The organism is Ignavibacterium sp., assembly GCF_025998815.1.
Lineage (GTDB): Bacteria > Bacteroidota > Ignavibacteria > Ignavibacteriales > Ignavibacteriaceae > Ignavibacterium.
In genome coordinates, this window is the sequence record NZ_AP026678.1 from 1738394 (window position 1) to 1755991 (window position 17598).

A 17598-nucleotide genomic window follows, 5' to 3' on the forward strand; every position below is an offset into this window, starting at 1 on the left:
ACAGGAAAGTAAACAGAATAAACTTGAGCAAGTATTGATCTTAATTATTTCCAATCATCAGTTAATCAAACTTTATAGTTAAAATAATTCCTAATTTTGTAAAGTAAATTCAAAAAAATCAGGAGAGTTAAAATGAAGTACAGAAAACTTGGAAAAACAAATGTTGAAGTTTCAGAAATCAGTTTAGGATGTTGGACAATGGGCGGACTTAACTGGGTTGATGGAGTCCCAAACGGTTGGGCAAATGTTGATGAGAAAGAAATTTCAGAAGCAATTAATTATGCTATTGATAACGGTGTTAATCATTTTGATAATGCAGATGTTTACGGAAATGGCAGAGCCGAAAGAATGCTTGCAAGAATTTTAGGTAACAGAACAAATAATTTTATAATTGCTACAAAAGTCGGCTGGTTCAAAGGAACGGCTGCACACGCTTATGAACCTGCACATATTCGCCATCAGTGTGAACAGTCCTTGATTAATCTGAAACGCGAATACATTGATATCTATTATTTCCATCACGGAAATTTTGGTGAGAACGATGAATATCTTGATGATGCAATTGAGGTAATGTACAGATTAAGAGAAGAAGGCAAAATCCGGTTGATTGGTCAATCTGCGTACAAACACGAAGACTTTGTTAAACTGATTCCAAAAGTTAAACCGGATGTTATTCAAAGTTTTGCAAGTGCTCTTGATGACAGATTTCTTAAAGATGGTTCACCAACGAGAAAACTTCTGGATGAATATCAGATTTCATTCATTGCATTTGGTCCACTTGCTCAGGGAATTCTCTTGGGAAAATATAGTGCAAGCAATCCACCGCAATTTGAGCCCGGTGATCACAGAGCAAATGCTGAAAGATTCAAACCGGAATATCTTGCTAAAGTTGAGCCTAAGATTGAAAAGTTAAAACAAAAATTTGGTGGAACAACTGAACAGCTTGCCCGTGTTGCACTGCAATATCTTCTGCATTATAAACAAGTCGGTGCAGTAATTCCCGGATTCAGAAATCTTGCACAGGTTAAAGCTAACTTATACGGACAAAACATGCCTTTGAACGATGAAGAATTTGAATTCATCAAATCTCTTTTTGCCGACGAGACAAAGTATTTATGAATTAGATTTTCACTCAGCCAGCTAAATAAAGTTGGCTGAGTATTTTTATTTTACCTGAATATCCACCAAAGCAGAAGAAGTAATAAAACCAGTAAAATGGAAGCAGCAATATTTACTAACAGCCATTTATTCTTTTCATAGATGAGCTTCTTATTGAATAATAATGAGTTAATTTCTCCGGATGGTCTTTCTGTAATTGAGCTTATTGTTAAAAGAACAAGCGATGAAACGATGAAAAGAAAAATTGCATAGTGAAGAAAGTTTATTGAAGCAAGATATTTCAGAAATTCATTTGAGAGTGGTTCGATTTTATTGTTGACTTCAATTATTAACCTGAACACTCCAAGGAATAAACCTGTAAGTAAAGCACTAATTGCCCCTTTCCCATTAACACGAGACGAAAATAATCCGAATAAAAATACTGCAGCAATTGGTGGTGAAACATAAGCTTGCACACTTTGCAAATAAACATACATTCTGTCGTCGCTTAGTAATCCAATAAATGGAATCCACAGTAAGCCAAGAGTTATCATTATTCCGGTGGAAATTCTTCCAAACCGAACGAGCATTTTTTCATCTGCATTAGGTTTAAGTTTTTTAAAAACATCAATAGTAAGAAGTGTTGATGTTGAATTGAACATTGCGCTAAGCGAAGACATTAAAGCTGCAAGTAATCCTGCAACAACAATTCCTTTAATTCCCGAAGGAAGCAAATGAGTTACAAGCCAGGGATAAGCTTTATCTCCACTAATAGTTCCACCGGAAATATTGAAAGCAATAATGCCCGGAAGAACCAGAATGAAAACAGGCAATATTTTTAAGTAGCCAGCGAAAATTGTTCCGCTTTGTGCATTAGTTAAATTTTTAGCACTTAAAACTCTCTGAACGATATATTGATCGGTACACCAATACCAAATTCCCAAAATTGGAGCACCGAATATTATTCCTGTCCAGGGAAAATCAGGATGAGTTAATGGTTTAAACATATTCCAGAAATCTGCAGGAGTATTTGCAACAAGATTTGCCCAGCCACCAGCTTCGCTTAATCCAATTAAGGTTAGAATAATTGAGCCGATAATAAGAATGAACATCTGAACCAGATCAGTGTAGATTACTGCTGAAAGTCCTCCGAGTAAAGTATAAATTCCTGTTATGATTACTATAACAACTGCGGAAGTTACCATATCCCAACCAACAACAGCATTAAGTAAAATTCCACCAGCATAAAGAGAAATTGAAATCTTTGTAAGAATATAACTAAGAATTGAAACAACGCTAAGATAATATCTTGAAGCAGAGTTATATCTCTTCTCAAGAAACTCAGGCATTGTAAATACTCCGGATTTAATATAGAACGGAGTGAATACCCACCCAAGAAGTAATAAGATTAAACAAGCAAGCCATTCAAAATGTCCTACAGCTAAACCTGATTTGGAGCCTGTTCCGGCAAGTCCGAGAAAATGTTCGCTGGAAATATTCGTAGCAAATAAGGAAGCGCCGATAGCAATCCATCCAACTTTTCTTCCTGCCAGAAAATATTCTTCAGAGTTTTTACTTCTTTTTCTGAAGTAAAATCCGATTGATAAGACTATAAGAATGTAGATAAGAATAATCAGAGAATCGAGAACACTTAAACTGCCTCCCATAAATGCTCCGCTGAATGAACTTAAATTCTTTAATCAAAATTAAAAATTATCTGAGAAGAATCATTTTCTTCACAGAAGAAAAATTACCAGTCTGAAGTTTATAAAAATAAATCCCTGAAGAGAGGTTACTTGCATCAAATTCAACTTCATGAATTCCTGCAGGTTTGTATCCGATAAAAAGTGTTTTTACTTCATTGCCAAGTAGATCATAAACTCTTAATGATTGCCAACTGCTTACTGGCGACCGCCAACTAATCTTAGTAACAGGATTGAAAGGGTTTGGATAGTTTTGATAAAGATAAAATTCATTTGGCTGATATTCATATTCTACAGAAGAAGGACCACCAACCATATTCTGGTCTAACCAGTTTAGTCTTCCGGTTAACCAATTTTTCAAATAATCAATTTCTTCCTGATAGGTTTGCCCAACAAAATAATTTGGCCAAATCCAAACGCCAATTACTGGCCATTTTTGAAAATTCCTTATTCGGGATTCTTCGAGATGTACAACTAACGAATCAATCATATTCATAATATTCTGATTTGTCCAAACTGTGCTTCGGAGTTGTTGCCAGCGGTTATAAATAATATTTCTGAACTTACTTTCATCAAAAAGTTTTTTCCACCAGAAAGGAATATAAAAGTTTTCCCAATCCGGCATGTTGCTGAAGTCAGAGACATATTCAAGAACCCAACCATTGGTAAGATAAGCTTCATAATAATCAGCATTACCGAAAGCAAGATTAAAATCCCAAACTGGTCCGGCAAACATTTTTGGATTTCGGCTATCTCTGTCTTTGTAGAAAAATGTACTCAATCGGTAAGAGTCAATGTTTTTTACAAGTTCATTCAAAAGAATAAAATCAGCGAAAGAAGTTGCATCAATATATTTATTATAACCAACAACGGTATCAGCAAAATATGGTCCGTGCATTGCCGATTCAAACGCAAGTATAAAGCTCTTTATATAATTTTTTTGCAAAGGGACTATGTCTTCCGGTTTCGGATAGTGATACTGCCAGAATATCTGTTTATTTGATTGTGGAAATGGTAAGAATTTAGAATACCAACCATCATTTCCTTCACCGTCAAGTTTATCAATTTTCAGAATGTAACCGCCAGTTACAGCATCACCGGTTGTGTCAGCCGGATTAAGTTTTTTAATATTTACTCTGTTGGCGTCTCTTTTAATTTTTTCAAACAGAACATAAACACCCATATACTCGCCGTTCAAAACCAGTTCAAAAAATTTAGAACGACTTGCATACCGATTCATATCTCTTGCAAGTTTATATGAGAGTGCATCGCGAATTAAGGTTTTATCATTGTACGGTGCAAAGAAAACCCAATCTGTTTCGGATGGAAGTCCAAGTAAAGGAAAAGAAAAATCATTTCCGACTGAGTCTCTTGTTTCAACTCCATATTGCTTTTTAGGGAATTGTTGGGAAGATGAACCTCGTAGTTCAATCCCAATCTTTCCATTGTAATGATTGAACGGATCTGTAATGTAATTTCTTACGCCTTCGCCGTAATAAATTATACCCATGTCTGCTGTAATTTTATAATCATCCGGAATGATTTGTCCGTTTGTATTAATTACAACAATAGGAAGGTTGGAAGATGTAAAATCAACTTTAGTATTTTCAGTTTGATTATTTTGCGGAAGAATAATTGTTACCGAAAGTAACAGAATTATTAAAGAGCCAGTTGGGTTTTTCATTTTAATAAAATCATTTTCCTGGTTTGAATAAAATTACCTGCCTTTAATTTATAGAAATAAATTCCACTTTGTAAATTATATGTTGTAGCATCGAAATCGATTTCATATCTGCCTGCCTCTCTGTATTCATCGACTAATATGACTACTTCCTTTCCAAGAACATCATAAACTTTTAAAGTTTGATGACTGCCAACCGGAGTTTGCCATCTGATTTTTGTAACCGGATTAAATGGGTTCGGAAAATTCTGTTGCAGTTCATATTCGAGTGGGTGAATCATTTCTTCAACACCAGTTGAGATTAGTTCAAACTCGATGTGACTAAAATTAAATCCACCATTATAAAATCTTACTTCCAATTGATGTGTCCCGGAAGGAATATAAATATTGTTGAGTTGAACAAGCTGCCAGTTTTGCCATCCGCCAGTATTCGGAACATTCACAAATGAACCTAAAACCTGTCCATTCAAACGTAAAAGTATTTGTCCATTTGAATTTGGTGATGAAACATTAACTTTAAGATTATAGATCCCACTTTGGGCAACATTAACGGTGTATTTTAACCATTCACCATTTTCAATCCAACCAACATTATAGCCATTCGAACCGAAATCAATACAGGATTCAATATCCACACCATCATTTCTGTATTGAGAACCATTATTCCAGTTTCCACCACTAACATTCTGATAATCAAGATCATAATAAGCTGTATTCCATTTACCCATATCATAATCAGTTGCATAAACAGTACCGGGAATTTCATTTGTTGCGAAAGGTTTATTCTGGGTATTGAAAGGTTGACGCATCAAAGCATCAATCACATCTTTATGATATTCACACATTTCAAGTTTTAAATTATTCGCCTGGGTCATCAGAGCATTAAAGGCAAAAGATGCTGAAGGACGCGGACCTTGCCCGCTCCAGTAGTTAAGCAAAGTTTGATACAGGGGAGAAAGAATAGCAGAAAGAGGTCCGGCGATTGATTGAATTTTTTTATGAGGCCACCAGGCCCATCCGATATTGTTGGTCTTCATCAATTCAACACAATCTGTGAACCATTTATTAGAATTCTCCCCTGTTTCACCTAACCACAGAGGTCTGTTTGTATTATTTCTTAAATCAATTAAATATTGAATACTTCCCTGATTGTTTGCATTCCAGTATTTGTGGAAACTGTAAACCATATTATCATCCCAGGGAGGAGTAAGTCCGTTAAAATCTGTTGCGAACCAGTTGCCTTCAATAAAGATAATATGATTAGTATCAACTGCTCTGATTGTGTCGGTGATTCTGATATAGAGATCCCGTAATGGTTGGTTATTTGGCGGAAGATTCCACTTAGGTTCGTTAAGAAGATCATAACCACCAATCCACTGTTTATCCTTGTAGCGTTCAGCAATTTTTCTCCATATCTGAACTGTTAAAGTTTTATTTTGCTCACTCTCCCAAAGAGAGGGAAATGCCGGGTTGTAATCACTGATATTTTCGTCACTCTGTCCGCCAGGTGCAGCGTGCATATCAAGAATAAGATAAATTTGATTTGCTTCGCACCATGCAAGAAGTGAGTCAAGAATTTCAAATCCTTTATTCAGAAATACTGGTGGATTTGAATTGACTGCAAAAAGATTATAATGAAAAGGAAGTCTGATTGAATTGAATCCCCAGCTTTTAATCGAATCAATATCAATTTTTCTTACATAATTATTTCTATACGCTTCATAAAATAATTCAGTGTTAGCTTCACCAATTAAATCAACGATTCGTTCTCTTATTTGCCACTGAGCATTAGCAAACCCGGAAGTATGAAGCATATAACCTTCCTGAAGAAGCCATCCGCCGAGCCCAATTCCTTTAAGATATATTTCCTGTCCGTTTCCGTTTACAATTCTTTTATTATCAACTTTCAGAAATCCCTGAGAGTAAATTTCAGCAGAAGACAAAGCTAAGGTTGCAAGCGTCAAAGAACAGAACATTAAATTTCTTTTTATGAAATTAATTATTTGCATAAAAAATACTTTCAGCTTTTATTCAACGAAAAAATTCTTCTTCAAATCTCCTATTGTTATTACAAATTCTCCGGGTTCAGCAATTCTTTTATTTTCAATTCCGATGAAAGAAAGATGTGACTTATCAATTGTGAATGTAACTGTCTTTTGTTCACCGGGATTTAATTCAATTTTTTCAAAACCTTTCAACTGCTTGTTTGGTCGGCTTACAGAACCATATAAATCAGTCAAATAAAGCTGGACAACTTCTTTCCCTTTTATTTTACCAACATTCTCAACATCAACCGAAACAACAAGTTTTTCATTCATTTTAATTTTATCTGAACTTAACTTCAGATTGCTGTATTTAAATTTTGTATAACTTAAACCGTGACCAAAAGGAAATAACGGGTTGTATTTATTTTCATCAAAGTATTCAAGAGGTTTATAATCATAAAGAGTAATACCATTGGGAGATTTGGGATATGTTACAGGCAATTTTCCACTTGGATTTTCATCTCCGTAAATAATATCAGCAATAGCATTGCCACCTTCCATACCGGGAAGAAATGCAAGTAGTATTGATTTAACATCTTTTGCAATTTCTGTAATCACTCTTGGCCGTCCTTCAACCATAACTAAAACAATGGGTTTACCAGTAGCAATTAACTTTTTAGTATAATCAAGTTGCGCTTTTGGTAAAGTAAGATCATAAATATTTCCCGGTGTCTCACAATATGCAGGTTCTCCCAAACACAAAACAATTACATCAGAGTTTGTTGCTTCCATATATGCTTCATTCGAATTTATATCAGCATCAAATGAACAACCTTCCATATATTTAACATTGCTCTCACCAACTTTTGATTTGATTGCTTCAAGTATTGTGTTTTTCTCCTGTGGATAAAGTGATTCTTCATTTCCCTGCCAGGTAATTGTCCAACCGCCATTAAGTGGTGAAAGCATGTTTGCAGTTGGACCAGTTACAAAAACTTTTTTGTCCTTTTTTAATGGAAGGAAATCATCATCATTCTTTGCAAGAATAATAGATTCACGAGCTGCATTTAAGTTAGCTTGCTTGTGTTCTTCCGTTGCAATGTTTTTTAACAACTCTTTGTTTGGGAAAGGATTTTCAAAAAGACCTAATTGAAATTTTACACTTAAAATTCTTGAAACAGCTTCATCAATTCTCTTCATCGGAACTTTACCTTCCTTAACTAATTCAAGGAGTAAATCATAAAAACTATAATCTTGTGGAACCATACTCATATCAACACCAGCCATAACAGCAAGTCTAACAGCTTCTTTAGGTGATGAAGCAACTCTGTCTCTTGTGTAAAGTCTCTTGATATCTTCCCAATCAGAAACTACAAATCCTTTGAACTTTAATTCATCGCGAAGAACTTCAGTCAGTAAATGATAATTAGCATGTCCTGGAATACCATCAACTTCAGCAGAGTTAACCATAATTGTTGGTGAACCAGCTAAAATACCAGCTTCGAAAGATGGAAGAAAATATTCCCTCATCATTCTTTCTGAAATCCAAGCAGGTGTTCTGTCTAATCCATTCAATGGGAAACTGTATCCAACATAATGTTTGAGACAGGTTGCGAGTTTATCCTGTCTTGAAATATCATCACCTTGCGCACCTTTGATGTAATTCACCCCAAGCTCAGAAGCAAGAAAAACATCTTCGCCAAATGTTTCCCATAATCTTGGCCAGAGAGGTTGTCTTCCGATATCCATTACAGGATAAAAATTCCAGGGAATTCCGGAAGCTCTTGTTTCGATGGAAGTAATTTCTCCAATTCTTTTGGCAATGTCTTTATTCCAGGTTGAAGCAACAGCAAGTGCCTGAGGAAATAATGTTGCACCTTTTGTGTAAGTAGCACCGTGAATAGCATCAATACCGTATATTACCGGAATTTTTAATCGTGTCTTCTGTGCGATGTTTTGAATCTTTGTTATAACTTCGTGCCAGTATTCTGATTCGTGGGCAACATCATATACATTAAGAATAGAACCAACATGATACTTAAGAATTGCTTCCTCAAGCTTTGCTTCATCAAGTTCATGATGTTGATTTTTAGTTCCCTGCTTCTTTGAAACAACCTGAAGTGTAACCTGTGTCATCTGACCAACTTTTTCTTCAAGTGTCATTTGAGAAAGGAGGTTTTTAACTTTCTTTTCGATATCTGAATTTTTCTTTTGTGATATAATTTCAGTTGTGGTGAGTGAAATTGTTAAAAGACAAAGAAATGTAATGAGCTTCATAATCAACCCTGATTTTAGAAGTTAGTAAGTAAAAAAAATTAATTAAGAAGAACGAATTTTTTGGACTGACTTATTCTTGAATTTCTTAATTCATAGAAATAAATCCCGGATGATAAAATGTCATTTGAATTTTTTTTTACATCAAAAGTATTTTTATAATAACCACTCTCCAGATAACCTAAATCAATGATTGCAACCTGAGAACCTTTAATATCATAAACTGAAAGTTTATAATAATCAGGTTGATTAACTATAAATTCGATTTGAGTTTGTCCGTTGAATGGATTTGGATAATTTTGATTCAGAATAAATGAATGTTCATCCGGCATATATTCATCATTTACACCAAGTGATACAAGTTCAATCACTATACCATTAATCATTGGATTATCAATCTTAGCAGCAAAATGAATATTTAATTCACCATCATTTACAGAAACATTATTCACTTCCTTCAAATAAGCAGTGTTATTTCCAACAAGATTGAATATATCAAAATCCTGAAGTACTCTGTTTCCCTCAACATAAACATCAAAAATTCTTTTACCTGCCTGAGTAAAATAATTTTCAGCAAACATCAGTTTAACATTATAAATTCCGTTGTGCAGTCTAACATTATAAGTGACCATACCATATTTTTCGCTTCGGTAAATTTCATCTTCATCAGTATTGTTAATCTGTAATGTGTTACTATAAGAAGAACTGCTTCCATCCATAAAACCATAATCAGAATTTAATGTATATTCCTGATCGGGCAGATAATCAAGTGCAGCCGGACCAGCACAATTAATCTTTAACGGAAATGAGAACTGAGTTGTTAGAATAATTGTAAGATTTCGTGCTGACATAGTGTTAAGAAAAGTATCTTTAACATTCAACACTAAAAGTGTTTTTGGCGAAACAAAGTCCCAACCATCAACACTCAGCTGAACAGTTTTTCTGTCACTAAGTAATTGAGCATTTGTAATTGTTACACCAGGAATAAAATAATTTGAAATATTTTCTGCAGATGCTTGGTCGAGCTCTTCGGTAAAGTAAACCAACACTTTTTCATTAAGTGTTCTTGCAGATAGATAAACCGGTCCTTTAACATCAGTATAGCCTATATTGATGCTATCAGTTAAACACAGAATCAGTTTACCATTTTGAAATACAACATTCTCATAAATAAAATCGCAACCATTTCCATCCCATGTGTGAGAAGCTTTATCCCATCGTGAAGTATTCCAGTAATCAAAATTATCAGTCCAGCTGTGAGTAAAATTATTTCCTGTTCCGTAATTGCCTGTTCCGGGAGTATAAGAATAGTAGCTTACCCAATCATAAAATGCAAAAGCAGGTAAAACATTTGGATTCCAGGCTCCTGCCCAATTTGGTGCTTGAGGATTCCAGATGTTCATCATTATTTTCTGCGCACGATTGAGTGATTGAATGTGTGGACCCGTTTGTTTATAAACTTCAACTCCATCAACAAACCACGCGACATAATTTGGTGTCCATTCAAAAGCATAAGTATGATAATCTGTATGAGGTGATGAATTCATTGGATAATGACTTACATGATTTACTTGTCCTGGAGTGATTGTATTGAATTGAATGTCATTTGGATATCGTCCAAGAATTTCAATATCAATTTCATTCCATGTACTAACTCCGCCACCACCATCATAGTAAGTAAAGAATGAAGAAAGCATTCCTTCTCTGTAAGCAGATTTCATGCTTACTTCAAATCTACCATAGAGAAAAGATTGTTTTGTACGATATTCTGCTCCTTTAAATTCTTTTGCTGATATTGAAACAGAAAGAATCAGGACGATATTTAATAAAATCAAAAAGAAAATATTTTTCATTTCACCTCTCAATTAATTCTCGGCTCTCTTCGGAAAATAAAATCAGAATTCAGAGAGCCGGGAGACCGCTATTAAAAATTAACACTTAATGTAAATTTCTGAATATCAGTGAACCTTCCAAAATTCTGATATGCATAATCAATTCTTAAAGAAACATTATTAAGTAATTGTTGCTTCAGACCGAATCCTAGTGTAAACTTCTCTTCCGAGTCCTGGAGGAATAATGATTTATACCCACCTCTGATGAAAACAAAATCGTTATAAGAATATTCACCACCGATGTTTATACTTTCATAATCATCACTGGGATGTGCTGCATCAACAGCAATTAAAAGAGAATGTTCCTCAATTTTTACTGGTTGATAACTGATTCCAACACGGAAGTTTAATGGTAATGACCAGGAATTTGTTTCGAGATATGCAGGAATTTTTCCGTTGTTGCCGGTTCCAAATGGATCAGGATCATATAATACCAAATTAGAATTTCCGAGCAATTGCATTTTAGTTCCGAAATTAGAAATTGACATCGCAAGTACTGCATCATCAAATGGAGTTACATATTGAACACCAAGATCAAGTGCGAATGCAGTTGCGCTCATTTTCCAGATTCCCTGATAGATAAATTTGGGATTAAATCCAATTGAGAAACGATCAGTAAGTTGGATTGCATAAGCAAGACTTATAGCCATATCGCTTGCGGAAAATGTTTCTCCGGTTCCGTTTGGTTGTTCAATAGTTGTTACTTTCATTTCACCAATGTTGGAAGTCAGAAAGCTAACACCGATAGTTCCCAAATCACCGAGGTTATAGCTTGCAGCAAGAAAATTATATTTTATGTCAGCAATCCATTGTGTATGATCGAACATTATCTGCACACCTTCTGCTTTTGTTAATCCTGCAGGATTCCAGTAGATTGAACTTACATCATTCGATACACCAACGAAAGCACTTCCCATTGCGATTGATCTGGCACCTTGACCAATAGTTAAGAACGGTGCTGCTGTAGTTCCTCTTTTCGATACATCGGATTTGAAAGTCTGAGCAGAAATATTCAATGATAATATTGTAATGATTAAGCCAAAGTAGAATAAATATTTTTTCATTTTCAAAATCTCCACTTATTTAATTAATGCAAATTTTCCGATGTACTCACCAACTCCGGGAGCATCGACATGATAAACATAAACACCATACGCTGCGTCCATTCCGTCATCAGTTACAAGATTCCATGAAATAGTTCCATCCAGGTAGCCGGAATCCTTGTATAATGTTTTTATCAATTGACCAGTGATCGTATAAATTCTGATTGTACACTGATTAGGAAGATTAATGAAATCAATTTTTCTATCACCTCTTCCTGTTGAATTAAGATTTCGTCTTTCCCAAGCTGCTGCACCTAAATAAGGATTTGGGACAACATCAATTTTTGAAAGTTGTTCCTTTGCGAGATTCTTATCAACATTAACGGCTTTGGTATTGAAGACAAACTTATCACCAGTCTTAAATTGCTTGGTTGTAGATATCAGGAACTTATCTCCGTTTGCCGGATAAACAGGTGTTGCATTCGGATCTGCCGGAGCATCATAAGTAAGGTTCCAGGCAAATCTCACATTTGATGGGCTGATTGCACCCTGGAATTCAAGTATCTGAATCTGATCACCAATCGTTAGTGATTGAGAGCCATCATTATCTTTTACAGCAACTTTAGAATACTTTCCTTCAGTCTTATTCCATACTTTTAGATTAACAGGAAATCTTCTGTACAATGGAGGTGACTGAATATAAGTTGTATCCTGAGGTGTATCATAAAAAGTGATTTCATAATCTGCTGGCCATGGAATTCCACGAATCGGAGTTGCGTCCGGGAATGGATAAACAATCAAATTACTATTGCCAATCATCCATCCAGTTAAAGTATCAATGATTGCAACTGTGGTATCATTCAAAACTGTTAAAGCCATTCCATCAAACGGAGGACTAATTCTTTCTGCTCCAAAATAAGTTGAATCAACTGTTAAAATAGTATCTGTTACACCTTCAAAAGTCTTAATCACTTTATATGACCTGGTATGATAAAGCGGATAATCATCAGACGAATTGAATTCAATATTATATTGAGCTCCTTCAAGAACAACTCGGGGATCAATAATGTTAATTTGAAGTGAGCCGGTTCCTGCGCCTTCAACAACATGTTTTATATCTCCCTGAATTTGAGGAGGAACATACCCAGCAACAGGTGCATTTGGAACAACAACAGCACAGTTGATATCTACAAACTGAAGATTGCCGGCAAAATCTTCTGTAATGATTTTTGTACATTCAGAAGGTTGTAAACCAGCAGTGCCAAAGTTAGGATCACCCATATCATAAGAAACACAAGCATAATAATACTTAACACCATTTTTAACATCGGTGTCAACATAAGAATATTGTAATCCTGTATCATCACCTCTCCAGAAATGTGCACCATTTATTCCCACCGGATCAGGTCCTTTAATTCCATCTTTCAGATCAAACTGAGCGATTGGTTTCCAGTATTTTGGTGAACCTTTAGAATCGGTGATAACCTTAATATCGTTGAATTCAGGTTCAGTGCTTCTGTAAATCAAATATCCTTCAAAATCTTTTTTGTATCCCTGTGTTGGATCTCCATTCTGATATCCTAAAAATGGATCGCGTGATTCTTCAGCAATGTTATCCCAGTAAAGAATAACTTTCTGATCGCCGGGAATTGCTGTCAGCTTGGGTTTAATCGGTGGTTTAGAGAAATTATAGTTTGCATTATAAATCTGTTGAACAGTTTCTTTATTGAACATTATATCATCAAGGTCTTCACCAAAAACCAAAGCCATTGAAAATCGTTCTCTCAAATTCTGATTGAGTGGGAAAGGACCTGAAGAGAAAACCATTGAAATGTTTGCTCTCTGTAATGATGTATCAAAAGTGCCAGCGTTCATCTTTAACCACATTGATTCATCATCTTTAGGCCAGCCACCACCAGTTCCGCCCTGACCTAATCTGTAGATTGAAACTGCAGTAAGACCAATCTGATCGGATTCATCTTTATCTGTTTTGTCGAAATTTGGTTCGCCGTCTGTTGGAATTCCATCACCTTCACCTTCATCCGGACCAGTATATTGTCTATCGAACGGACCAACACCATCCTTTCCAACATCATTGTTTAGTGGCTCATTTTCATCGGGATCCCATTCACCGTTCCCATTTAAATCTGTATAAGGTAACCAATCACCGTCGTTATCAATTCCGTCATCTCTTCTTTCATCAACCATTCCGTCCTCATCATTATCAATTCCATCAAAACCATTTCCGGGACTTTCAAGATAAGCGTAACCATAATATCCTGTTTTCCAGTTATCCGGAACACCAAGTCCGTTGCTATCAAAACAATAAGCTAAATCAAGTAACAAATCGAATGAAGCATTATCGTCTTCAGAATCATCTGTTCCGCCTACGCCGCAGTCTGTATAAAATCCGAAAAGCGTGGTGGGATAATTAAAATCAGAAATGTTTACTATATCATAATGCCAGAATATAATATCTTCAGCAAGAACATGAGACCATTGAAATCCTCTAACTTCAACTCTCAATCCTAAACCACCTCGGTCCTGATCAGATGCTATTGGAAAGTAATTGAAAGGTGTACGAGTAAACTCCTTATCTCTTGAATCATCCATAACGAAAAATGTTTCGAAGTCAGAGTTGAGCACGCCTCTTCCAAAGTATCCATACCAGAATCCATTCCATTCAGGAGTAAGATTTAGTGCAACAGGCCAGAAGTCAGGCCAGGATTTTGGGTCTGTGTTTATTGCAGGTTTTGTTGAAGACGGATTAACATAACCCGGGACAGGTTCTAAACCCCAGATTTCTCCTGTTGAAGGATCTTTATCCATCCATTCACGATAAGAAGTTTCAAGCGGATGAATTGCTTGTCCGTTGCCCGGAGCTGTAACTTCTGACGCAATTAAAACACAAACTCCATCAAGATATGAATGGCCTGAACCTTTTGGCCATTCGCCTGAAGGTTGATATGGCCATTGACCAACTTCACCATTGTTATAGAATAAAGTTCTTATCTGATTTCCATCCATTACACCTTCTCTTCTGTACTGAATATTTCCTTTGGGTTCTTCTCTGTACAATTGAGTTTGAGGTGTAATCTGAGAAAAACTAATTTCCGTAAAAACGATTACTGCAAGTATGATAATTTTTTTCAGCATTCTGTATCTCCATTTAAACTTTATAATTCGAATCCGATTCCAAGACGAACTTCTCTTGGAGTTGAGTACATTGATGGATTATTAATGTATTCCTGAATTGTATTTAAGCCAATTATCTCACCGGCATATTGAGTGTTCAAATCAACATTAGCTCGCCCTGTAGTTGCATAAACACCGAACTCATTTTTAATATCGAATACATTATAAACCATTAAGTATGTCATAACATTAACTCCAAAGACTCTAAAGATTTTATCTGCTCTTAAATCAACATTATAAAAAGCAGGTTTCTTTCCGCCGTTTTCAAAACGAACACCTTTTGAAATTTTAACATCTTCTGTGTATGGCATTCCTGAACCATACTGGAAAATAAATCCAGCAGTCCAATCACCCGCAACTCCGACATTAACCGTAAGATTTAATGTATGTCTCTGATCCCAATCCAAAGGAACTACAGTTTTTGTTTCTTCGATTGGAGGATTGGTTTGATTCTTATTATAAACTGAATAAGGATCGGATGCATTTCCTTCAGCAATCTGATAAGTGTAATCTAACTTTGCACTAAAGTAATTTGAGAATCGTTTATCAAGCGTTACAATAAATCCTCTTACATTTGCATAATCCCGGTTTATAAATCTTGCATACTTAAATCCTTCATAAGTATTTACGATTTCCATTCCAAGCCAGTTTCTGATGTCGCGGTAGTAAACTGATAAATTAATTGCAACATCTTCAAACAAAACCTGTTGAAGACCGATTTCATAAATGACATTTTTCTCTGCATTCAAATCCGGATTTCCAATAATTGAGTTTAAGCTGTTTCCTGGTCTAACTATGAAATCAGGATTCTGATAAAGGTTTTCAAAAGCCGGAATCTTAAAGAAGTGACCGTAAGAAAATCTTATTATACCTTTATCTGTAATTGGGAATGAAGCACCAAGTCTTGGGCTCAACTGCATTTTTGCTTTTGCATCAACCCACTGATTTGCACCTGGGAAGTTTGGATTTCGTGTTGGATTTCTTTTATCTGCCGGAAGCTTTGCTCTTGAATTGAAATAATCAAATCGTAATCCAACATTGATAATCATAATATCATATTCCATCTTATCCTGAATATAAGCCGAAGCTTCTATCGGATATCTTGCATATTCAATGTGCGAACCCTGATCTGAAATAGTACCTTTATCAGGATAACCTGGGGTAAAAATCTCATTTCCCAGACTATCTAATTGTCCTTCAGTTAAGTTGACTAAATCCATTGAATGATTATAAATATCATAAAGTCTTCCTTCAACACCGAGACCTATTTTATGTTCCTTGCTAATCTGAGAAGCCAATGACCATTGCCCGATTAATGTTTTAGTATGTCTGTCATATCTGCCGCCCTGATTGCCACCAGATCTGAAAGTATAATTTGAAATAGCAATTCCTCTTCTTGGATTAACATATCTTGGATCGAAAGGATCTTCATAAAGATATCCTTTGAAGTGATAATAGTTTGCTGTGAACTTCAAAGTCTGATAAGTTGATGCAGATGGATAGTGAGTAAGCTGTAAACTCTGAATCCAGTCATCACCATAGTGTGTCATTATTCCGTCCGGAGTCCACGAAAAATTATGATCATAATATTTGTTTTTTGTTTTATCCCAGAATATTGAATAAGTAACTGCAAGTTCAGGCATTGCATAGGTTAGTTTACCATTTGCCGAATATTTTGTGTAAGGATTCATAGGAACAAACGCACCGTCGCCTGTATTTCTGGGAATCCATACAGTTTTGTCCATTGGATTAGGAAAGAATGGAACATCATCGGTTACATTATAAACTCTTTTCCCGTAAAGATGTCCTATGTTATCAAAATATCTTCCTGTTAAGAAGAAATAAAGATTTTTAACCGGTTGAACCGGACCACTTAAAGTTATTTGAAAATTCTTTTGAGCAATTCTGTCTGCTTTATCAAGATTTCGGAAAATATCAGTGTGACTGGTAATAAAATTTCCAGCGTAAGAAGAAATGCTTGCTTTGAATTTATCGGAACCACCTTCTGTGACAATGTTAACAACACCAGAAAGTGCCTGACCATACTCTGCATTGAATGTTCCGGTTATAACTTCCATTTGTCTGATTGAAGTATTTTCAACTTCAACCGTAAATCCACCATTAAATGGATCAGTAACAGCAACACCATCAATCAGATATGCAACATCGTTTGATCTTCCACCACGAAAGTGGCCATCTATTACACCTGCCTGTAAGTTAACTATTTGTCCGATGCTTTCAACGGGCATCATTCGGATATCATCAGAAGAAATTGTAACAGAAGTTGATGTAAGGTCTTTTTGAACCATTGGTCTTTGAGATGTAACAACAACTTCCTGATTCAGCTGAATAACAGAACTCGAAAGTTTTATATCAATTCTTGTTGTCAAATCAATTTTAACGAGAACATTTTCTATAATTGTTTTCTGGTAACCCACTGCTGAAACAATCAAGCGATAAGTTCCCGGAGGAACATTGCTAATTGAGTAGAACCCATCAAGGTCTGCAGCAGCACCAAGGAATGTTCCTTCAACTACTACATTTGCACCAACTACAGGTTCGCCGGTTTGATCATCGGTTACCTTGCCTGTAATTTTACCGGTAGTTCCTGCAAATGCAATCGAAGTTGTTAAAAACAGAATCATCAGTCCAACTAATGAAAAAGACTGAAAACAATTAACAAAAAATTTTTTAACAATATTCTTCATCTGATTATCCTATAATTTT

The 17598-nt window shown here is 35.5% G+C and carries 9 protein-coding genes; 1 reads left to right on the forward strand and 8 read right to left on the reverse strand.

The features are described from left to right. The first annotated feature begins 132 nt into the window (after window positions 1–132). Entirely contained in the window at window positions 133–1119 is a 987-nt protein-coding gene (locus tag Q0X14_RS07500) for an aldo/keto reductase (RefSeq protein WP_297844627.1), read from the forward strand. A 50-nt stretch (window positions 1120–1169) separates the two neighbouring features. On the opposite strand, the gene Q0X14_RS07505 is transcribed toward Q0X14_RS07500, so the two are convergent. From Q0X14_RS07505 to Q0X14_RS07540, 8 genes are all read right to left on the reverse strand, one after another. After that, the gene (locus Q0X14_RS07505; RefSeq protein WP_297844630.1) at window positions 1170–2765 is read right to left on the reverse strand and encodes a sodium:solute symporter; all 1596 of its coding nucleotides are present in this window, start codon (window positions 2763–2765) and stop codon (window positions 1170–1172) included. 46 nt (window positions 2766–2811) lie between these two features. Further along, entirely contained in the window at window positions 2812–4485 is a 1674-nt protein-coding gene (locus Q0X14_RS07510; RefSeq protein ID WP_297844635.1) for a CotH kinase family protein, read from the reverse strand. After that, window positions 4482–6458: a cellulase family glycosylhydrolase gene (locus Q0X14_RS07515; protein ID WP_297844638.1), complete on the reverse strand. Its 1977-nt coding sequence runs from the start codon at window positions 6456–6458 to the stop codon at window positions 4482–4484. The genes Q0X14_RS07510 and Q0X14_RS07515 overlap by 4 nt, the downstream gene beginning before the upstream one ends. Before the next feature lie 51 nt (window positions 6459–6509). Then, window positions 6510–8744 carry a glycoside hydrolase family 3 N-terminal domain-containing protein gene (locus tag Q0X14_RS07520; protein ID WP_297844641.1) on the reverse strand — a complete coding sequence of 745 codons (2235 nt, stop codon included), beginning with the start codon at window positions 8742–8744 and terminating at the stop codon, window positions 6510–6512. A gap of 38 nt (window positions 8745–8782) precedes the next feature. Next, window positions 8783–10594 (reverse strand): family 16 glycosylhydrolase, encoded by a 1812-nt coding sequence (locus Q0X14_RS07525; RefSeq protein WP_297844644.1) that lies wholly within the window; start codon window positions 10592–10594, stop codon window positions 8783–8785. Window positions 10595–10665: 71 nt separating this feature from the next. Next, window positions 10666–11697, reverse strand: a complete 1032-nt coding sequence (locus Q0X14_RS07530; protein WP_297844647.1) for a PorV/PorQ family protein — start codon at window positions 11695–11697, stop codon at window positions 10666–10668. Window positions 11698–11712: 15 nt separating this feature from the next. After that, complete coding sequence (locus Q0X14_RS07535) at window positions 11713–14832, reverse strand: hypothetical protein (protein WP_297844650.1); 3120 nt, start codon at window positions 14830–14832, stop codon at window positions 11713–11715. Window positions 14833–14852: 20 nt separating this feature from the next. Further along, a complete protein-coding gene (locus Q0X14_RS07540; RefSeq protein ID WP_297844652.1) occupies window positions 14853–17579 on the reverse strand; it encodes a TonB-dependent receptor in 2727 nt (908 codons plus the stop codon). Window positions 17580–17598: the final 19 nt, after the last annotated feature.